General features: G+C 66.3%; 19 protein-coding genes. 5 read left to right on the top strand and 14 right to left on the bottom strand.

Annotated elements, in window-relative coordinates; genetic code table 11:
- Positions 1 to 92: 92 nt before the first annotated feature.
- Positions 93 to 1,040 carry a methyltransferase domain-containing protein gene (locus tag CupriaWKF_RS01740; RefSeq protein WP_276099332.1) on the bottom strand — a complete coding sequence of 316 codons (948 nt, stop codon included), beginning with the start codon at positions 1,038 to 1,040 and terminating at the stop codon, positions 93 to 95.
- On the opposite strand from CupriaWKF_RS01740, the gene CupriaWKF_RS01735 reads away from it, so the two are divergent.
- Both CupriaWKF_RS01735 and trmL read left to right on the top strand, forming a co-directional pair.
- Positions 1,029 to 1,856, top strand: coding sequence for a ComF family protein (locus CupriaWKF_RS01735; protein ID WP_276099331.1), 828 nt, complete (start codon positions 1,029 to 1,031; stop codon positions 1,854 to 1,856). The two genes, CupriaWKF_RS01740 and CupriaWKF_RS01735, sit on opposite strands and share 12 nt — an antisense overlap.
- 90 nt (positions 1,857 to 1,946) lie before the next feature.
- Positions 1,947 to 2,417 (top strand): tRNA (uridine(34)/cytosine(34)/5-carboxymethylaminomethyluridine(34)-2'-O)-methyltransferase TrmL, encoded by a 471-nt coding sequence (gene trmL, locus CupriaWKF_RS01730; protein WP_276099330.1) that lies wholly within the window; start codon positions 1,947 to 1,949, stop codon positions 2,415 to 2,417.
- A gap of 9 nt (positions 2,418 to 2,426) precedes the next feature.
- Here the strand turns inward: trmL and CupriaWKF_RS01725 are convergent, their stop codons facing one another.
- The 5 genes from CupriaWKF_RS01725 to CupriaWKF_RS01705 all read right to left on the bottom strand — a co-directional run bounded on the left by CupriaWKF_RS01725 (position 2,427) and on the right by CupriaWKF_RS01705 (position 5,994).
- Entirely contained in the window at positions 2,427 to 3,401 is a 975-nt protein-coding gene (locus CupriaWKF_RS01725) for a tripartite tricarboxylate transporter substrate binding protein (RefSeq protein WP_276099329.1), read from the bottom strand.
- Between the two features lie 42 nt (positions 3,402 to 3,443).
- A complete protein-coding gene (locus CupriaWKF_RS01720; protein ID WP_276099328.1) occupies positions 3,444 to 4,460 on the bottom strand; it encodes an NAD(P)H-dependent glycerol-3-phosphate dehydrogenase in 1,017 nt (338 codons plus the stop codon).
- A 110-nt stretch (positions 4,461 to 4,570) separates the two neighbouring features.
- Positions 4,571 to 5,089: a protein-export chaperone SecB gene (gene secB, locus CupriaWKF_RS01715; protein ID WP_224081298.1), complete on the bottom strand. Its 519-nt coding sequence runs from the start codon at positions 5,087 to 5,089 to the stop codon at positions 4,571 to 4,573.
- A gap of 141 nt (positions 5,090 to 5,230) precedes the next feature.
- Entirely contained in the window at positions 5,231 to 5,488 is a 258-nt protein-coding gene (grxC, locus tag CupriaWKF_RS01710) for a glutaredoxin 3 (RefSeq protein WP_276099327.1), read from the bottom strand.
- Between the two features lie 92 nt (positions 5,489 to 5,580).
- Positions 5,581 to 5,994, bottom strand: coding sequence for a rhodanese-like domain-containing protein (locus CupriaWKF_RS01705; RefSeq protein ID WP_276099326.1), 414 nt, complete (start codon positions 5,992 to 5,994; stop codon positions 5,581 to 5,583).
- Positions 5,995 to 6,171: 177 nt separating this feature from the next.
- Here CupriaWKF_RS01705 and gpmA point away from each other — a divergent pair, with 177 nt between their 5' ends.
- The 3 genes from gpmA (at position 6,172) to moeB (ending at position 9,500) form a co-directional block, all read left to right on the top strand.
- Entirely contained in the window at positions 6,172 to 6,918 is a 747-nt protein-coding gene (gene gpmA, locus CupriaWKF_RS01700; protein WP_276099325.1) for a 2,3-diphosphoglycerate-dependent phosphoglycerate mutase, read from the top strand.
- Positions 6,919 to 7,090: 172 nt separating this feature from the next.
- Positions 7,091 to 8,689 carry a S41 family peptidase gene (locus CupriaWKF_RS01695; protein ID WP_276099324.1) on the top strand — a complete coding sequence of 533 codons (1,599 nt, stop codon included), beginning with the start codon at positions 7,091 to 7,093 and terminating at the stop codon, positions 8,687 to 8,689.
- A 61-nt stretch (positions 8,690 to 8,750) separates the two neighbouring features.
- Positions 8,751 to 9,500 carry a molybdopterin-synthase adenylyltransferase MoeB gene (moeB, locus tag CupriaWKF_RS01690; protein WP_276099323.1) on the top strand — a complete coding sequence of 250 codons (750 nt, stop codon included), beginning with the start codon at positions 8,751 to 8,753 and terminating at the stop codon, positions 9,498 to 9,500.
- On the opposite strand, the gene mnmH is transcribed toward moeB, so the two are convergent.
- From mnmH to gshA, 8 genes are all read right to left on the bottom strand, one after another.
- A complete protein-coding gene (gene mnmH / locus CupriaWKF_RS01685) occupies positions 9,497 to 10,597 on the bottom strand; it encodes a tRNA 2-selenouridine(34) synthase MnmH (RefSeq protein WP_276099322.1) in 1,101 nt (366 codons plus the stop codon). The genes moeB and mnmH overlap by 4 nt on opposite strands.
- Before the next feature lie 236 nt (positions 10,598 to 10,833).
- Positions 10,834 to 11,313 carry a bacterioferritin gene (gene bfr / locus CupriaWKF_RS01680; RefSeq protein WP_010814835.1) on the bottom strand — a complete coding sequence of 160 codons (480 nt, stop codon included), beginning with the start codon at positions 11,311 to 11,313 and terminating at the stop codon, positions 10,834 to 10,836.
- 125 nt (positions 11,314 to 11,438) lie between these two features.
- Positions 11,439 to 11,831, bottom strand: coding sequence for a bacterioferritin-associated ferredoxin (locus CupriaWKF_RS01675; RefSeq protein ID WP_276099321.1), 393 nt, complete (start codon positions 11,829 to 11,831; stop codon positions 11,439 to 11,441).
- 124 nt (positions 11,832 to 11,955) lie between these two features.
- A complete protein-coding gene (gene ptsP / locus CupriaWKF_RS01670) occupies positions 11,956 to 13,716 on the bottom strand; it encodes a phosphoenolpyruvate--protein phosphotransferase (protein ID WP_276099320.1) in 1,761 nt (586 codons plus the stop codon).
- 49 nt (positions 13,717 to 13,765) lie between these two features.
- On the bottom strand, positions 13,766 to 14,035 hold the full coding sequence (locus CupriaWKF_RS01665) for an HPr family phosphocarrier protein (RefSeq protein WP_211958745.1): 270 nt from the start codon (positions 14,033 to 14,035) through the stop codon (positions 13,766 to 13,768).
- Positions 14,004 to 14,459, bottom strand: a complete 456-nt coding sequence (locus CupriaWKF_RS01660) for a PTS sugar transporter subunit IIA (RefSeq protein ID WP_276099319.1) — start codon at positions 14,457 to 14,459, stop codon at positions 14,004 to 14,006. The genes CupriaWKF_RS01665 and CupriaWKF_RS01660 overlap by 32 nt, the downstream gene beginning before the upstream one ends.
- A gap of 126 nt (positions 14,460 to 14,585) precedes the next feature.
- Positions 14,586 to 15,539 carry a glutathione synthase gene (gene gshB / locus CupriaWKF_RS01655; RefSeq protein WP_276099318.1) on the bottom strand — a complete coding sequence of 318 codons (954 nt, stop codon included), beginning with the start codon at positions 15,537 to 15,539 and terminating at the stop codon, positions 14,586 to 14,588.
- A 9-nt stretch (positions 15,540 to 15,548) separates the two neighbouring features.
- Complete coding sequence (gene gshA / locus CupriaWKF_RS01650) at positions 15,549 to 16,844, bottom strand: glutamate--cysteine ligase (RefSeq protein WP_276099317.1); 1,296 nt, start codon at positions 16,842 to 16,844, stop codon at positions 15,549 to 15,551.
- Positions 16,845 to 17,241: the final 397 nt, after the last annotated feature.

The raw sequence follows: 17,241 nt of genomic DNA, 5'->3' as shown, positions 1-17,241 counted from the left end.
GATGAAATTGTCCGTAAAGCCAGCGCTGGCGCGGCTTTGCGGGCGATCGGCCCGGCTCGCCCCTACACGGAAGTCAATTCAGTCGTAACCGCTCAACGCCGCGGACGGGCACGGCCGATCTTGTCGAGCGGCACGACGGCGCGGCCCTGGTCATCGACCTGCTGCGCACCACGCGGGGGCAGTTTCCACGCGTGGCCGTAGACGATCTCGAAAGTCAGCGGGATCACGCCATCGGCATTGCGACGGCGTGCCAGGGCTTCGCAGACCGCCTCGTGCCAGCGGCGGCCGTGCAGGCCGGCCCGGCGCGCGTCCGGGTGCGCACGCAGCCCGCCGAAGGCCTGTACCTCGCTTAACAGCTTTTCTGGCGATTCGTAGGTCACGGTCAGCGTTTCCATGTCCATCACCGGCGTGGACCAGCCGCTGTGGACCAGCATGTCGCCAATGTCATGCATGTCGACAAAGCGCAACGTATGCATCGCATTGTCGACCTCGGCGAAGGCCGCGCGCACTTCGCGCAGCGTGTCGGGACCGAACAGCGAGAACATCACCAGGCCGTCGTCGCGCGTGACGCGGTGCCACTCCGGAAACACGCGGTGCGGCTCCGGATGCCAGTGCAGCGCCAGGTTGGACCACAGCAGGTCGAAGCTGCCGGGCGCAAAGGGCAGTGTGGCAAGATCGCCCTGGACCAGGTCGAACAATGGCCGCTTGCCGAGCAGGCGGCCAACCCATCCGGGCCGTCGCTGCAGATCGCGCTGGCCTGCTTCGGCGAGCATCGCGCCGGAAATATCGAGGCCGGCGATCTGCGCATCGGGAAAGCGCGCACGCAGGCCCGCCAGGCCCTGGCCATGCCCGCAGCCGATGTCGAGCGCGCGCTGCGGCGACAGGCGCACCACTTCCATGCGTTCCTGCATGCGGCGGCCGATCTCGCCGAGCAGGAAGTCGAGCTGGCCGAACGCGGCGCTGCGCCGGTCGAAGGCCAGCCGGGTCAGCCGCGTGGGTGGCAGGAAGGCATCAGGAGAGTCGGCGGCATGCAGAGACACGGGAAAACCAGGCAACAGGAGGAAGACGAGGAAGCCGCGGCAACACACGCCGCGCGGGGCAGCCGCGCGCCTTGGCGGGCGGCTGGACGGCAAGTATACGCGCGCACCGCGAAAGCCGCCGGACACATGCGCGGGCTGGCGCGAGCGCTGTTGCCGTGCGCCTGCGCGCTCTGCGGCGTCGTGCAGGACGAGGTGGTCTGTCGTGACTGCGTCACCGACCTGCTCTACCCGGTGTCGCGCTGCCCGGTCTGTGCAATGGGCCGTGCGCCCGGCCAGCCGTGTCCGGCCTGCGCCCAGCATCGCCCGGACTTTGACCAGGCGATCACGCTGGGCGACTACGCTTTTCCTCAGGATTCGCTGGTGTTGGCGCTCAAGTACGGCAAGGTGCTGCCGCTGGCCAGCTGGCTCGCGGCCGCGCTTGCGGACCGGATGCGGCGCGAGTGCCGCTCCGGCGTGCCACTGCCGGACCTGCTCGCGCCGATTCCGCTATCGCCGCAACGGCTGGCCGAGCGCGGCTTCAACCAGGCCTGGGAGATCGCACGTCCGCTCGCGCGCCGCCTGGGCGTGGCGAGCGACCCCGTGCTGCTTGAGCGCCCGCGCGACATCGCCACCCAGCACCTGCTGGACCTGGCGCATCGGCAGGTGAACGTGCGCGGCGCGTTCCGCGTGGCCAGTGCGCGTCCGCTCGCGGGCCTGCACATTGGCCTGGTCGACGATGTGATGACCACGGGCGCCACGCTGGACGAAGCGGCCCGCACGCTGAAGGCGCACGGCGCAGCGCGGGTCAGCGTGATCGTTGCGCTGCGCACGCCCTGAGCGGATGACAGCGCCGCAGTCGCGCGGTAAGCTGCGCACCGTTTTCGATGCCGGGGACCTGCCGCCCCGCCCTGCCAAGGAAATCCCCCCATGTTCCACGTCGTCCTGGTCGAACCGGAGATCCCGCCCAATACCGGCAATGTGATCCGCCTGTGCGCCAATACCGGTGCGCAACTGCACCTGGTGAAGCCTCTGGGGTTTCCGCTGGAAGATGCCCGCATGCGGCGCGCGGGACTCGACTATCACGAGTACGCCACCATGCGCGTGCACGACAGCTGGGACGCGCTGATGGCCAGCGAGCAGCCCGACCCGTCGCGCATGTTCGCGCTCACCACGCATGGCTCGACGCCGTTCGCGCAGGTCAGCTTCCAGCCCGGCGACTGGTTCGTGTTCGGCTCCGAGACCCGCGGGCTCGCGCCCGAGCGGCGCGAGTGGTTTCCGGCATCGCAGCGCATCCGCCTGCCGATGCGGCCCAATAACCGCAGCCTGAACCTGTCGAACACCGTGGCGGTGGTCGTATTCGAAGCCTGGCGCCAGAACGGCTTTGCCGGCGGCGCCTGAGCGCCACCGTTATTCGGGCTGCACGCCCGCGGCGCGGATCACCTTGTCCCAGCGCACCTTCTCGCTCGCCATGGTCTGGCGCAGCGATGCCGGCGCCGTACCGGCCGGCACGAAATACTGCGCACGCATCTTCTCGCGCACGTCGGCGCTGCCGATGATGGCGACCAGCTCGCGGTAGAGCCGGTCGATGATCGCAGGCGGCGTGCCTGCCGGCGCCAGCACTGCCTGCCACGATATTGCTTCGAAACCGGGATAGCCTGATTCAGCGACGGTCGGCACCGAAGGCAGCACCGCCGTGCGGCCGGTGGTCGTCACCGCCAGGATGCGCAGCTTGCCTGCATTGACGAGCGGCATTGCAATCGCGGGCACCATGAAGCCCGCCTGGATCTGCCCGCCGACCATAGCCGTGGTGACCTGCGGAAAGCCCGGATACGGCACGTGCTGCAGGTCGATGCCGGCCATGGCCTTGAGCTGCTCCATGGCCAGGTGTGCGGCGCTGCCATTGCCGACCGAGCCATAGTTGAGCGCGCCGGCCTTTGATTTCGCCAGCGCCACGAACTCGCGCACGTTATGCACGGGGAGCCTGGCATCGACGACCAGCACATTGGGCGATGTCGCCACCAGCGTGACCGGAGCAAGCTGGCGGAACGGGTCGTAGCCGAGGTTGCGCGACAGCGATGGCGCCGTCACCAGCGGTCCGTTGATCGTGAACAGCAGCGTGTAGCCGTCGGGCGCGGCCTTGGCCACCATGCCCGTGCCGATATTGCCGCCGGCACCGGGCCGGTTTTCCACCACCACCGGCTGGCCCAGCGTGGTTGCGAGCTTTTCCGTGAGGATGCGCGCGATCAGGTCCGGCGACGATCCTGCCGGGAACGGCACCACCATGCGCAGCGGCCGCGACGGCCAGTTGTCGGCCCAGGCCGGGGAGACTGCTGCGGCGCAGGCGCAGGCAAGCGCAATCAACGCGTGGCGGCGGGAAGTCATGCGGAATCCGGTTAGGGGAACGGTGGAATGCGGTGAATGCGGCTATTCGTCGCGCGCATCGCGCTGCAGGAGCTGTTCAACGGCATCGGCGGCGCCCAGGCCTTCGAACAACACGGCGCACACGGCGCGCGTGATCGGCATCTCGACCTTGTGGGCCGCCGCCAGCGCCGCCACGGCCTGCGCGCAACGCACGCCTTCGGCGACGTGCCCGAGGCCCGCCAGGACCTGCTCCAGGCTCTGCCCGGCCGCGAGTTGCTGGCCGACCTTGCGGTTGCGCGACAGGTCGCCGGTCGCGGTCAGGATCAGGTCGCCCACGCCGGCCAGGCCCATGAAGGTTTCCACGCGGCCGCCGAGCGCCAGGCCCAGACGCGTCATTTCGGCCAGGCCGCGCGTCACCAGTGCGGCGCGTGCGTTGAGCCCCAGACCCAGGCCATCGCTGGCGCCGGTGGCGATCGCCAGCACGTTCTTGACCGCGCCGCCGACCTCGACACCGGTCAGGTCGTCGCTGCCATAAATGCGCATGGCGTGGTGGTGGAAAGCGGTCTGCGCGAAGTCGGCCAGCGCCGGCACGCTGCCGGCCACCGTCAGCGCGCACGGCAAACCCAGCGCCACTTCGCGGGCAAAGCTCGGCCCGCTCAGGACGCCGTAGTCGAATCCGCCGGTACGGCCTGCGGCATCGAGCTCCTCGCGCACCATCTGGTGCGGCAGCGCGTGCGTGCCGGCCTCGAAGCCCTTGCACAGCCACAGCATGCGCACATGGCCATCGCCGCGCGTGGCAAGCCTGCGGGTCATCTCGCGCAGGCCCGATACCGGCGTGGCCACCACCACGAGGCCATCGGGATCGTCGGCGGCATGAGCGACCGCCTTCTCGAAATCGGCTTCCACGCGCAGGCGCTCGGACAGCCGTACGCCCGGCAGATAGGCCTCGTTGCTGCCGCTTGCCCCAATCGCGGCAAGCTGGGCGGGGTCGCGTCCCCACAGGATCACGTCATGGTTGACGGCTGCATGGCTGGCGAGTGCGGTGCCCCAGGCACCCGCACCGAGAAAGGTCAGTTTCATGGCGGCTCGAACGGTGGATCGGCGCAATCGATGGTAATCCGGTGCGCGGGCCCCGGAAAGGCAAAACGGGGCCGCAGCCCCGTTTCGTCAGGCAGTGCGGCGCTGCCAGATCAGTGGCGAGCCTGGCTGCCGTCGGGCATCACGATGCCGCTGTTGCCGCCGCCGGCGGCTTGCGCTTCTTCCATGGCAGCCTGCAGGCGCTGTTCGTACAGCGCCTGGAAGTTGATTTCCGACAGGTGGATGGCCTGGAAGCCGGCACGCGTGATCACGTCGGCGATATTGCCGCGCAGGTACGGATACAGGATGGTCGGGCAGGCAATGCCCAGCAGCGGGTCAAGCTGCTCGACCGGCACGTTGCGGATGTCGAAGATGCCGGCCTGGTGCGCTTCCACGAGGAAGGCGACCTTCTCCTGGACCTTGGTCGTCACGGTGCCCGTCACCACCACTTCGAAGATGCCTTCCTGCAACTGCGAAGCGGCCACGTTGACCTGCACTTCGACCGACGGCGCCTCCGATTCCAGGAAGATGGCCGGCGAGTTGGGCTGCTCGAGCGACATGTCCTTGAGGTACACGCGCTGGATGTTGAAGAACGGTTGATCTTCCTGCTGGGTGTTTTGCTGGTCGCTCATGAGAGGCTTCCGGGATGGGCGTTGGGCGTGGCGGCCTGTTGTGGCCTATTGCGGCACGAGCCGGCGCCCGGTTGGAAAACGCATATGGTACATGACCCGGGTGCCAATATCACCCGGGCCGGGGCCGTCAATTGCGCTGGCTCAGGCGGCCAGCAGTGGCGTCAGGCCGCCCTGGCGATCCAGCGCGGAGAGGTCGTCGAAACCGCCAACATGGGTGTCGTCGATATAGATCTGCGGCACGGTACGGCGGCCGGTACGCGACATCATTTCCTCGCGCTTGCCGGGCTCGCGGTCGATCAGGATTTTCTCGATCGACTCCACGCCCTTGGCCTTGAGCAGTCGCTCGGCCATCTGGCAGTAAGGGCACACCACCGTGCTGTACATGACGACGCGGGCCATGCTGAATCTCCTTCGATACTCAAATGCCGCCAGCCCCGCGGCAAGCGGGATCCGGCGCGATGTAGCGGAAAAGCCGGCCAGGCTGGCGCGGCTTACTTGACGACCGGGAGCCCGGCCTGCTGCCAGGCGGCGATGCCGCCTTCGAGCGCATAGGTCTCACTGTACCCGGCTTCCTTGAGCGCTGCCTGAGCCTTGCCGAGGCCCTGGCCGGTCTGGGATACCACGATGATGGGGACGGCCTTGTCCTTTGCAAGGCCGGCCGCGCGCGAGGCCAGATCGGCCAGCGGGGCGCTCTTGGCCTGCGGCAGGTGACCCTTGGCATACTCGGCGGCATCGCGAATGTCGACCACCACGGCGCCGCGCTTGTTGATCAGCTGGGTCGCGGCGGCCGTATTGACGGCTTTTCCGCCGGTGCCGCGGGCAATCGTGGGCCAGGCCAGCAGTCCGCCCGAGACCACGGCAAGGGCGATCAGGGCGAGGTTGTTATAGTCGGCGAAGAAATTCACGTTGGCATTCCGTTGGGTTGGGTCGGCGGCATTATAAAATACGCGGTTTGGCGTCCGGGCCTCCGCCGCCAGTCGATGACGGCCATTGTCGCCTCCTTTGTCGCCTTGCTGGCACATGGGGGCACTGAAGCGGCGGCGCCGGCGCACGCAGGTTACCTACTCTCTGGAAGCAGCAGCATGTACAAGCTTGTCCTCATCCGCCACGGCGAATCGACGTGGAACCTCGAAAACCGCTTCACCGGCTGGGTCGACGTCGACCTGACCGACACGGGTGCCGCCCAGGCGCGCCAGGCCGGCAAGCTGCTCAAGGAAGCCGGCTTCGCCTTCGACATGGCCTACACCTCGGTGCTCAAGCGCGCGATCCGCACGCTGTGGCACGTGCAGGACGAGATGGATCAGATGTGGATTCCGGTACGCAACGAGTGGCGCCTGAACGAGCGCCACTACGGCGCGCTGGCCGGCCTGAACAAGGCGGAAACCGCCGCCAAGTTCGGCGACGAGCAGGTGCTGGTGTGGCGCCGCAGCTACGATACCCCGCCGCCGGCACTTGAACCGACCGATCCGCGTGCCTCTTACGACGATCCGCGCTACGCCAACGTGCCGCGCGAACAAATCCCGCTCACCGAATGTCTGAAGGACACCGTGGCCCGCGTGCTGCCGCTGTGGAACGAATCCATTGCTCCCGACATCCAATCGGGCAAGCGCGTGGTCATTGCCGCTCATGGCAACAGCATTCGCGCTCTCGTGAAGTACCTGGATCAGATTTCGGATGACGATATCGTCGGCCTCAACATCCCCAACGGCACCCCGCTCGTCTATGAGCTGGACGCCAACCTGCGCCCCCTGCGCCACTACTACCTGGGCGACCAGGAAGCCATCGCCGCCTCGCTCGCGGCCGTGGCCAGCCAGGGCAAGGCCCGCTGAAAGCCGTCAGGGCGGCAAGCACCGGCCATGGTGCGGCCGCCCACCCTCCGCCGGTACGTGACAGGCCTTTTTCTCCACACCCACTTATACTGTCGGACAAACCGCCCCGCGCCCCCACGCGTGGCGGCCGCAGCCGGCATAATCCCTCTACGTACACGTTCAGGCAGCCCTCATGCGTAAGACGCTCAAGAACATCAGCCTCGTCTCGGTCGGACTTGTTGCCGGCGTGCTGGCCACGCTGCAGATTTCGGCAACCGCGCAGAATTCATCCGGTCCGTTGCCGCTCGACCAGTTGCGGCTGATGGCCGACATCTTCGGGCAAATCAAGCGCGAATATGTGGAGCCGGTCGATGACAAGAAGCTGCTGACCGAAGCCATCAAGGGCATGGTTGCCAGCCTCGACCCGCACTCGGCCTACCTGGACGAGAAGGACTTCAAGGAACTGCAGGAAGGCACGCGCGGCCGCTTCGCCGGCCTGGGCATCGAGATCTCGCAGGAAGAAGGCCTGGTCAAGGTCATCAACCCGATCGAGGACACGCCCGCGTTCCGCGCCGGCATCCAGCCCGGCGACCTGATCACCCGCATCGACGACAAGCCCGTGCGCGGCCTGCCGCTGGAGCAGGCGGTCAAGCGCATGCGCGGCGAGCCGGGCACCAAGGTCACGCTGACCATCTATCGCAAGAGCGAGGAGCGGACCTTCCCGATTTCCATCACCCGCGCCGAGATCCGCGTCCAGTCCGTGAAGACCAAGATGCTGGACAACAACACCATCGGCTGGGTGCGCCTGACCAGCTTCCAGGAACGCACGGTATCGGACCTGGGCCGCAGGCTGAACGAGATGGCTCAGAAGAACCCGGGCCTCAAGGGCATCATCCTGGACCTGCGCAACAACGGCGGCGGCGTGCTGCAAGGCGCGGTCGGCGTGGCGGCCGCGTTCCTGCCGGAAGACTCGACCGTGGTTTCCACCAATGGCCAGGTGCCCGACGCCAAGCGCGTGTACAAGGCGACGTTCAACAACTACCGCCTGTCGTCGCTCGAGGACGATCCGCTCAAGGAAGTGCCGGCGCTGTACAAGAAGGTCCCGATGGTCGTGCTGACCAACGCCTACTCGGCGTCGGCGTCCGAGATCGTGGCCGGCGCGCTGCAGGATCATCACCGCGCGCTGATCATGGGCAAGACCACGTTCGGCAAGGGCTCGGTGCAGACGGTGCGGCCGCTGACCAATGACACCGGCATCAAGCTGACCATCGCGTACTACTACACGCCGACGGGCAAGTCGATCCAGGCCAAGGGCATCCGCCCGGACATCCCGGTCGACCAGAATCCGGAAGGCGATCCGGACGACGCACTGATCACCCGCGAGATCGACACCGAGCGCCACCTGCACAACAAGCAGGAATCGGAAGAGCCGGAAATGAACGAGCGCGAACAGCGCCGCGTCGACGAACTGCGCCGCCTGGAAGAGGAAAACGCGAAGAAGACGCCGGAAGAGCGCGAAAAGGAACGCCGCAAGAAGCCGATCGAATTCGGCTCGGCCGACGACTTCATGCTGCAGCAGGCCATCGCCCAGCTCGACGGCCAGCCGGTCAAGCGTTCCAAGTCGAAGCTCGAAACCAACCCGCCCGCCGACAAGCCGGCCAAGGCCGCGCCGGCGAAGAAAGGCGCCAGCGCCCCGGCGGCCAAGCCCGCCGCGCCGGCCCCCGGCAAGCAGCCGCCAGCCAGCGCGCCGATCGGCGAGCCGCTGGGCACACCGACCGGCAAGGCGCCCTGAGCGGCACCTCGACCTGAAGCGGCCCTGCGGGGCCGCTTTTTACATTGGACGCCCCTACGCCATGAACGACGATCAACTGCTGCGCTACTCGCGCCATATCCTGCTCGATGAACTCGGCATTGAAGGCCAGGAACGCCTGCTCGGCGCCCGTGCGCTGGTGATCGGCGCCGGCGGCCTGGGCGCCGCGGCCCTACCCTACCTGGCGTCGGCGGGCGTCGGGCGGATCAGCGTGGTCGACAACGACCATGTGGACCTGACCAACCTCCAGCGCCAGATCATCCACACCACGGAAAACGTCGGCCGCCTGAAGGTGGAGTCGGCACGCGAAGGGATGCTGCGCATCAACCCCGGCGTGCAAGTGGAAGTCATCGCCGCCCGCGTCGGCGATGCGGAGCTGGACCAGCTCGTGGCGCAGGCCGACGTGGTGCTCGACTGCTGCGACAACTTTGCCACGCGCCAGGCCGTCAACCGCGCCTGCGTGCGGCACCGCGTGCCGCTGGTGTCCGGCGCGGCGCTGCGCTTTGACGGCCAGATCAGCGTCTTCGACCGGCGCCAGGACGACGCGCCGTGCTACGCGTGCCTGTTCCCGCCGTCAGAGCCGGCCCCCGAAGTGGCCTGCGCCACCATGGGCGTGTTCGCGCCGCTGGTGGGCATGGTCGGCACCGTGCAGGCGGCCGAAGCGCTCAAGCTGCTCAGCGGCGTGGGCCAGAGCCTGGCCGGCCGGCTGCTGATGGTCAATGCGATGTCGATGGAGTGGACCACGATGCAGCTCGCGCGCACGCCGGACTGCCCGGTCTGCTCGGGACACTAGCGCGCGGAGCGCTCGCGCAGCCACCCGGTCACCGCGGCACGGTCGCCGCGGAACACGATGCGCGATGCGCGGCTCTGCTGCTGGTAGGCATACATCGGGTCATAGTAGTCGCGCAGCAGCACTTCGATCCAGCCGCGGTGCAGGCCGGTATCGCCATGTTCCGACTGGCTCGCCAGCGCCTGTTCGAGCAGCGCCGCCAGCCGCGCGTAGCGCTCGCCACCTAGTCGCGGAGCGATTGCCGCCATCGCCTCGCGCAGACGCGCCGCATAGGCCTCGAACCCCGCGACCGGACCAAGCTGGTCGATATGCTCGGCAGCCAGACCCAGCACGTAATCGCGCAACGCGCGCTCGACGCGTTCCTCGAATGGCGCTTCCAGCCATACCAGCGGGCTGGCCTGCATGCGCTGCCACAGCGCCTTGGGGACGTCACGGCCGCCGATAAAGCGGCCCTCATCCTCGACCACCAATGCGCAGTAGCCGGCGTCGGCCCGCCGCAGCAGGTCGATGGCCAGCGCATTCTCGAAATCGATCTGAGGCGGCTGCGCGAGCGCGCGGCGGCCGAATGCGGAACCGCGGTGACGGGCCAGCCCTTCCAGGTCGACCGCAGCCGGTACGTCGGCAATCACGTCGGTCTTGCCGGTGCCGGTCATGCCGCCCAGCACGAAGATCTCCGGCGTGGCCGCTGCCTGTTCGGTCACGTCGATCAGGAAGCTGCGCATGGCCTTGTAGCCGCCCGTCACGCGCGGATAGTCGATGCCCGCCTCGTCGCGCAGCCACCGCTGCACGATCTGCGAGCGCAGCCCGCCACGAAAACAGTACAAGTAGCCATCCGGGTGCGCACGGGCAAAGGCGGCCCATGCGGCGATGCGCGCGGCCTTGAGCTCGCCCGACACGATATCGTGACCCAACTCGATCGCCGCCTCCTGCCCCTTCTGGGCATAGCAGAGGCCGACCTGGTGCCGCTCCTCGTCGTCCATCAGCGGCAGGTTGACCGTGCCCGGGAAGGCGCCGCGCGCGAACTCCAGTGGCGCGCGCACATCCATCATCGGTGCGCCGCTCAGGAACAGCCGCCGGAAGTCGCCAGTATCCTCACGCATCAGGCGACCTCACGAGCACGTTGGGGGAAATCTTGCAGCCACAGCCGGCCCCGTGGCTGTACTGCGTCAGGCGGATGGATTCGGCCATGGTTATGGCTCCTGTACGGCGGTCTGGATGAAGAAAGGAATTGGAATGAGAAGGGTTACTGCAGGCGGACAGGCAAATCGGCGGCGCCCGGATGCGCCACGCGGGGTGCCGGCCACCCGCGGCGGGCAGCCCGGCAGGAAGCGGCGGCTTATTGCTCGCCCGGCTCCATCTGCGACTGCAGGTAGTTCTGCAGGCCGACCTTGTCGATCAGGTCCAGCTGCGTCTCCAGGTATTCGATATGCTCCTCGGTGTCGGTGAGGATATCAACCAGGATCTCGCGGCTGACGTAATCGCCGACGGATTCGCAGTAGGCAATGCCTTCCTTGACGGTGGCGTGCGCAGTCTGCTCCAGCTTCAGGTCGCACTTGAGCATTTCCGGTGTGTCTTCACCGAGCAGCAGCTTGTGCAGGTCCTGCAGGTTGGGCAGGCCGTCGAGCATCAGGATGCGTTCGATCAGCCGGTCGGCGTGCTTCATTTCGCCGATCGATTCCTTGTACTCCACGTCGCCGAGCTTCTTGAGGCCCCAGTGGCGGTACATGCGGGCGTGCAGGAAATACTGGTTGATCGCGGTGAGCTCATTCTTGAGCTGGGCATTCAGATGCTGGATGACCTTCTTGTCACCTTTCATGGGTGGCTCCGGTTGCATCGGGCCCGCGCAAAAACACGAACGGCGCCAGAGGCGCCGCTTGCAGTCGAATGAAAATGCGAAGGCACGAAAACGCGCCGTGAACTGTGCTCAGTTCATGTGCGCGGTCAAGCCACCAGCGCCTGACGCCGGTCGTTCGCGACTGCCGGGTCCCGAGTGTCCATTATGGTACATGTGGTGGACACGGAACAGGTAGAAATCTCCACGACCTGGATGCCCGCGATCGTGGCCGCAGCCGCATTGCGCGCGGCTGCCACGCCATCCTGCAACACCTGGTGGGCGCACTCGCGGCACCGGCCGCAGCAGGTCCCGACGCCCAGTGTCTCGGCCAGTTCGTCGAGGGTCTCGACGCCAAGCTGAACGGCACCGTGGATTTCACGATCGGTGATCTGGTTGCAGATGCAGACGTACACAACTCCCTCCTTGGGGGCCGGCGGCACCGGCATGCCGCTCGAATGAACGTCAGAATACCAAAGATCGAAAATGATAACAATTCCCATTAAGCCACATTCGTGGAGGTGGGATTTGCGTCACCTGCTGAAGCAACAAAAGATGGCTTTGCCGCACAAGCATGCCGAAAAAGTGATGATTGTGCGGCAAATCGACAGAAAAACCCTCCAAATTCTAGGGCTTAGCGAGCAGCCGCAGCGCGGCTGCCTGCTCCTCGGGCTCATAGGCGTTGAGCACCTGGTCGACGATCGGCTCGAGCCGCGTGCAATCGGCGTGCAGAACTTCCTGCTTGACTCGCAGCAACTGGGCAGGATGCATCGAGAATTCACGCAGGCCCATGCCCAGCAGCAGGCGAGTCATGCCGGGGTCGCCCGCCATTTCGCCGCATACAGCCACCGGCACGCCAACATGGTTGGCTTCGCGAATGGTGCGGGCAATCAGTTGAAGCACGGCGGGGTGCAGGGGATCAAACAGATGCGCCACGGCGTTGTCGGCGCGGTCGATGGCGAGTGTGTATTGCGTCAGGTCATTGGTGCCGATCGACAGGAAGTCCATGCGCCGCAGGAACAGCGGCAGCAGCAGCACCGCAGCCGGGATTTCGATCATGGCGCCGACCTTCAGGCCAGGATCGTAGGGCACGCCACGCTCGTCAAGCTGGCGCTTGGCCTGCGCGATCAGTTCCATCGTCTGGTCGATCTCGCGCGCATGCGACAGCATCGGCACCAGCAAGCGCACCGGCCCAAAGGCCGACGCACGCAGCAACGCGCGCAGCTGCGTCAGGAACATGCCCGGCTCGGACAGCGACCAGCGGATCGCACGCAGCCCGAGTGCCGGGTTCAGCGCAGTCTCGAAGTCGTCGCCACGCCCGTCCAGCGGCTTGTCGGCGCCGATATCGATCGTGCGGATGGTCACCGGCAGGCCATGCATGGCCTCCACGGCCGCGCGGTAGGCGGTGAACTGCTCTTCCTCCCCGGGCAGCTCGCCGCGCCGGTTCATGAACAGGAATTCCGAGCGGAACAGGCCAACGCCCACGGCGCCGGCTGCCAGCGCGGCGCCAGCGTCCTCGGCCATCTCGATATTGGCCAGCAGGTCGATCTCCTGGCCGTCCAGCGTGACCGCCGGCGTGTGCCGCAGGCGCTGCAGGCGCTTCTTTTCCAGCGCGCGTTCGCTCTGGCGGTGGCGGTATTCCTCGAGAATGATCGCCGACGGATCGACGATCACCAGCCCGGCGTCGCCGTCGATGATGATCCAGTCGTCTTGCCGGATCAGCTCGCTGGCGCTCTGCACGCCGACCGCGGCCGGGATGTCCAGGCTGCGCGCGACAATCGCCGTGTGCGAGGTGCGGCCGCCAAGATCGGTCACAAAGCCGTGGAAGACGGTATGGCGGAATTGCAGCATGTCGGCCGGCGCGATGTCGTGGGCCACCACGATCACGCCCGGTGCCGGCTCGCCGTCGGCGGCCAGGGCCGGGACGGGCGCGGGCGCCAGCACCGGCGCGCCGGCCAGCACCTTGAGGATCCGCTCCACGACTTGCTGGATGTCGGCCTTGCGCTCGCGCAGGTACTCGTCCTCGATCTCGTCGAACTGGCGCATCAGCTCTTCGAGCCGCGTCGTCAGCGCCCACTCCGCGTTATAGCGGCGTCCGCGGATCAGCGCTTCCGGCTCGCGCGACAGGGCCTCGTCATCGAGGATCATCGCGTGCACGTCCAGGAAGGCCCCCATCTCCTCGGGTGCCTCGCGCGGCAGGTCGCGCTTTAGCGCCGCCAGCTCGGCCCGTACCGCGGCGCGGGCCGAGCGCAGGCGCTCCACCTCGTCGTCGAGCCGGTCTTCATCGACCAGGTAGTGCGAAACGTCCAGCGCCGCGGGCGCGAGCAGATGGGCGCGGCCGATAGCGACGCCGCGGGAGACCGGGATGCCGTGCAGGGCAAATGACATGTGCCGCTCCGTCAGGAACGTTCAGGAAAGCAATGTGGCGCGGCGGACCTCACTCGCCCTCGCCAAAGCGGTTGGCGATCAGCGCCAGCAGCGCGTCCATCGCCTCCTGCTCGTCCGGCCCGTCGGTCTCGATGGTTACCGTGGAGCCAATTCCCGCCGCAAGCATCATCACGCCCATGATGCTCTTGGCATCGACCTGGCGCCCGTTGCGGGACATCTTGACCTGGCTGGCGAAGCTGCCTGCCAGTTGCGTCAGCTTCGCGGAAGCGCGGGCGTGCAGCCCGAGCTTATTGATGATGGTGGTGTCCCTCTGCAGCATATCGGTCGGGATGGTTGGCTGTTTGATTTTGTACGGTTGTAGTGCCCACCTGCAGCACGCCCTGCGAACCACCGGCAAGTGCCTTGGCCACGAGCTGATCGAGCTTTTCCCCGCGATAGCAGATGGCGCGCACCAGCATCGGCAGGTTGACGCCAGCCAGCACCCTGACGCGGCCGGGTTCGGCCAGCTTGGCGGCGATATTTGCGGGCGTGGCGCCGAAGATGTCGGTCAGCACCAGCGCGCCGTTGTCTTCGCAGACGGCATTGAGCCGTTGCCTGGCTTCGGCAAGGACGGCGGCAGGATCCGCGTCGGGAAGGACGTCGATGGCCTCCAGCCGCTGCGGCTGGCCACAGTAAACGTGGGTGGCGCAATCGCGCAAGGCCGAAGCCAGGGGGGTATGCGCGATGATCAGAATTCCTGCCATGATGGTGAATCCGTTGGACTGGCCCGATTGTAGCAGGCGCACTCCCCGGTTTTTTCGGGCTCCTGGCCGCTTCCTGCCGGCTTTCGGACGCTTCTTCGCCGTTACGTCGTGGCAGGTTTCCGCCGATCAGGCGCCAGGCGCCCCCACGGCACGTTCGAGCGCGTCGATGAACATTGCGGCCACATGGAATCCGGTCTGCTGGGTGATCTCCTGGAAACAGGTCGGACTCGTCACATTGACTTCCGTGAGGTAGTTGCCGATCACATCGAGGCCCACCAGCAGCAAGCCCTGCTCCCACAGCCCCGGCGCCAGCGCTTCGGCAATCTCGCGGTCGCGCACGCTCAGTTCCTGTGCGCGGCCAGTACCGCCGGCTGCCAGGTTGCCGCGCACTTCGCCGGCCATCGGGACACGCGCCAGCGAGTACGGCACGGGCTTGCCGCCGATCAGCAGGATGCGCTTGTCGCCGTCCTTGATCGCCGGAATATAGCGCTGCACCATCAGCGTGCGGCGGCCGTCCTCGCCAAGCGTTTCGACAATGGCACCGAGGTTCATGCCGTCCTCGCCAACCCGGAACACGCCCATGCCGCCCATGCCGTCCAGCGGCTTGACGATGATGTCGCGGTGCTCGGCATGGAAGTCGCGGATGCGCGCGATATCGCGCGTCACCAGCGTCGGCGTGATGAATTTCGGGAACTGGCCGATGGCAAGCTTCTCGGAATGGTCGCGGATCGCGCGCGGCTTGTTGAACACGCGCGCGCCCTGGGACTCGGCCAGTTCCAGCAGCCAGGTGCTGGTGACGTACTCCATGTCGAACGGCGGGTCCTTGCGCATCAGCACCGCGTCGAAGTCCTTCAGCGACGTGAGCGCCGGCGTGCCCTCGCGGAACCAGTCATGGCTGTCGCCGGTGAGCTGCAGCGGCGTCGCCACCGTCTCGACCTGGTCGCCGAACAGCGACAGCTGCGACTGCAGGCACCAGAACAGCTGGTGGCCGCGCGCGGCGGCCTCGGTCATCATGGCGTAGGTGGAGTCCTTGTAGGTCTTGAAGGTCTCCAGCGGATCGGTGATGAAGAGGATGCGCATGTTGGCTCGTCAGAGAATCGGGTTCGGATCGGTCTTTTCAAGTTCGACCGAGGCCGCCAGCAGCGCCAGCCGCGCCACCACGCCGTACATGTAGAAGCGGTTCGGCACCGCCGCGCCCGGCTTGGCGTGGCTGTCCGGGATGCCGTTGGGGGCGAACGCCAGCGGCACGAAATGCATGCCCGGCGCATTCAGGTTCTCGTCGTTGCCGCGGCCGGTATGCACGCGGTAGAAGCCGCCGACCACGTAGCGGTCGATCATGTAAACCACCGGCTCGGCGACCGCCTCGTTGACCTTCTCGAAGGTATGCACGCCTTCCTGGATGATGACGTCGCTGACCTCAAGGCCTTCCTTCACGACGCTCATCTTGTTGCGTTCCTTGCGGTTCAGGCCCTTGACCTCGGACGGGTCGCGCACGGTCATGATGCCCATGCCATATGTGCCCGCATCGGCCTTGACCACCACGTACGGCGTTTCCTTGATGCCGTATTCGCGATACTTCTTGGCCACCTTCTTGAGCACGGCCTCCACCGAGTCAGCCAGTTCTTCCTCGCCGATGCGCTCGTGGAAATTCACGCCCGAACAGCGCGCGAAGTACGGGTTGACCATCCACTGGTCGATATCGATCAGCTTGGCGAACTTCTTCGCCACCTCGTCATAGGCGGCGAAGTGGCTGGTCTTGCGGCGCGTCGACCAGCCCGCATGCAGCGGCGGCAGCAGGTACTGTTCGTTGATGTTCTCGAGGATCGGCGGAATCCCGGCCGACAGGTCGTTGTTCAGCAGGATCGAACACGGATCGAAATCCTTCAGCCCGAGCCGTCGGCCCTTGGTGCCCAGGCGCGCCAGCGGCTCGACGACCAGGGTCTGCCCGTCAGGCAGTTCGATCGGCGTCGGCTCCGTGATCTCTTCCGACAGCGACCCGAGCCGCACATTGAGGCCCGCCTGGCGCATGATCAGCGACAGCCGCGCCACGTTCTGCAGGTAGAACATGTTGCGGGTATGACGCTCGGGGATCAGCAGGAGGTTCTTGGCATCCGGGCAGATCTTCTCGATCGCGGCCATGGCCGCCTGGACCGCCAGCGGCAGCATTTCCGGCGCCAGGTTGTTGAACCCGCCCGGGAACAGGTTGGTGTCGACCGGCGCCAGCTTGAAACCGGCATTGCGCAGGTCGACCGAGCAGTAGAACGGAGGCGTATGTTCCTGCCATTCCAGCCTGAACCAGCGCTCGATGGACGGCGTGGCGTCCAGGATTTTCTTCTCCAGTTCGAGCAGCGGACCGTTCAGCGCGGTGATGAGATGCGGGACCATATCCATCCTGTGATCTATTGATCGTCTTAATCGTTCGCCCAGATTGTAGAGGAACGGCCAATTGGCTGCTGGCACGTCCTTTATAAGGATATGCCCGGCGCAGCATAAGGGATGTGGATATGAGGGCGCCAGCGCAGATGTAAACCCTGGCGGCACCAGAAAAAAGAAGCGCGGCATTGCCGCGCTTTCAAATGGCCTGACAGATACGGGGAGCGTTTCTGCAGGTGGAGGAAACTGCCTCAATGGCAATGTATGTGCGCTACCCCTCAAATACAACTGAAGCTTTTTAAGATCGGATTTAAGCAGCCGGCGAAAACCCTGGAGGCGTTGTTGTCTTTTTCTCGCCGATGGCAGCGGTTGTGGCGACGGCTGGGCTATCGCCCTGCCCCAGACAAAA

The organism is Cupriavidus sp. WKF15 (assembly GCF_029278605.1).
GTDB lineage: Bacteria > Pseudomonadota > Gammaproteobacteria > Burkholderiales > Burkholderiaceae > Cupriavidus.
The sequence above is the reverse complement of the archived record's forward strand: the minus strand, read 5'-3'. Positions and strand labels throughout refer to the sequence as shown.

Bases quoted from the DNA above. Each gene is read 5' to 3' on its own strand.
- CupriaWKF_RS01735 (WP_276099331.1), top strand. From the start codon at position 1,029: ATGCAGAGACACGGGAAAACCAGGCAACAGGAGGAAGACGAGGAAGCC.
- trmL (WP_276099330.1), top strand. From the start codon at position 1,947: ATGTTCCACGTCGTCCTGGTCGAACCGGAGATCCCGCCCAATACCGGC.
- CupriaWKF_RS01725 (WP_276099329.1), bottom strand. From the start codon at position 3,401: ATGACTTCCCGCCGCCACGCGTTGATTGCGCTTGCCTGCGCCTGCGCC.
- CupriaWKF_RS01720 (WP_276099328.1), bottom strand. From the start codon at position 4,460: ATGAAACTGACCTTTCTCGGTGCGGGTGCCTGGGGCACCGCACTCGCC.
- secB (WP_224081298.1), bottom strand. From the start codon at position 5,089: ATGAGCGACCAGCAAAACACCCAGCAGGAAGATCAACCGTTCTTCAAC.
- grxC (WP_276099327.1), bottom strand. From the start codon at position 5,488: ATGGCCCGCGTCGTCATGTACAGCACGGTGGTGTGCCCTTACTGCCAG.
- gpmA (WP_276099325.1), top strand. From the start codon at position 6,172: ATGTACAAGCTTGTCCTCATCCGCCACGGCGAATCGACGTGGAACCTC.
- CupriaWKF_RS01695 (WP_276099324.1), top strand. From the start codon at position 7,091: ATGCGTAAGACGCTCAAGAACATCAGCCTCGTCTCGGTCGGACTTGTT.
- moeB (WP_276099323.1), top strand. From the start codon at position 8,751: ATGAACGACGATCAACTGCTGCGCTACTCGCGCCATATCCTGCTCGAT.
- mnmH (WP_276099322.1), bottom strand. From the start codon at position 10,597: ATGCGTGAGGATACTGGCGACTTCCGGCGGCTGTTCCTGAGCGGCGCA.
- bfr (WP_010814835.1), bottom strand. From the start codon at position 11,313: ATGAAAGGTGACAAGAAGGTCATCCAGCATCTGAATGCCCAGCTCAAG.
- CupriaWKF_RS01675 (WP_276099321.1), bottom strand. From the start codon at position 11,831: ATGGGAATTGTTATCATTTTCGATCTTTGGTATTCTGACGTTCATTCG.
- ptsP (WP_276099320.1), bottom strand. From the start codon at position 13,716: ATGTCATTTGCCCTGCACGGCATCCCGGTCTCCCGCGGCGTCGCTATC.
- CupriaWKF_RS01665 (WP_211958745.1), bottom strand. From the start codon at position 14,035: ATGCTGCAGAGGGACACCACCATCATCAATAAGCTCGGGCTGCACGCC.
- CupriaWKF_RS01660 (WP_276099319.1), bottom strand. From the start codon at position 14,459: ATGGCAGGAATTCTGATCATCGCGCATACCCCCCTGGCTTCGGCCTTG.
- gshB (WP_276099318.1), bottom strand. From the start codon at position 15,539: ATGCGCATCCTCTTCATCACCGATCCGCTGGAGACCTTCAAGACCTAC.
- gshA (WP_276099317.1), bottom strand. From the start codon at position 16,844: ATGGTCCCGCATCTCATCACCGCGCTGAACGGTCCGCTGCTCGAACTG.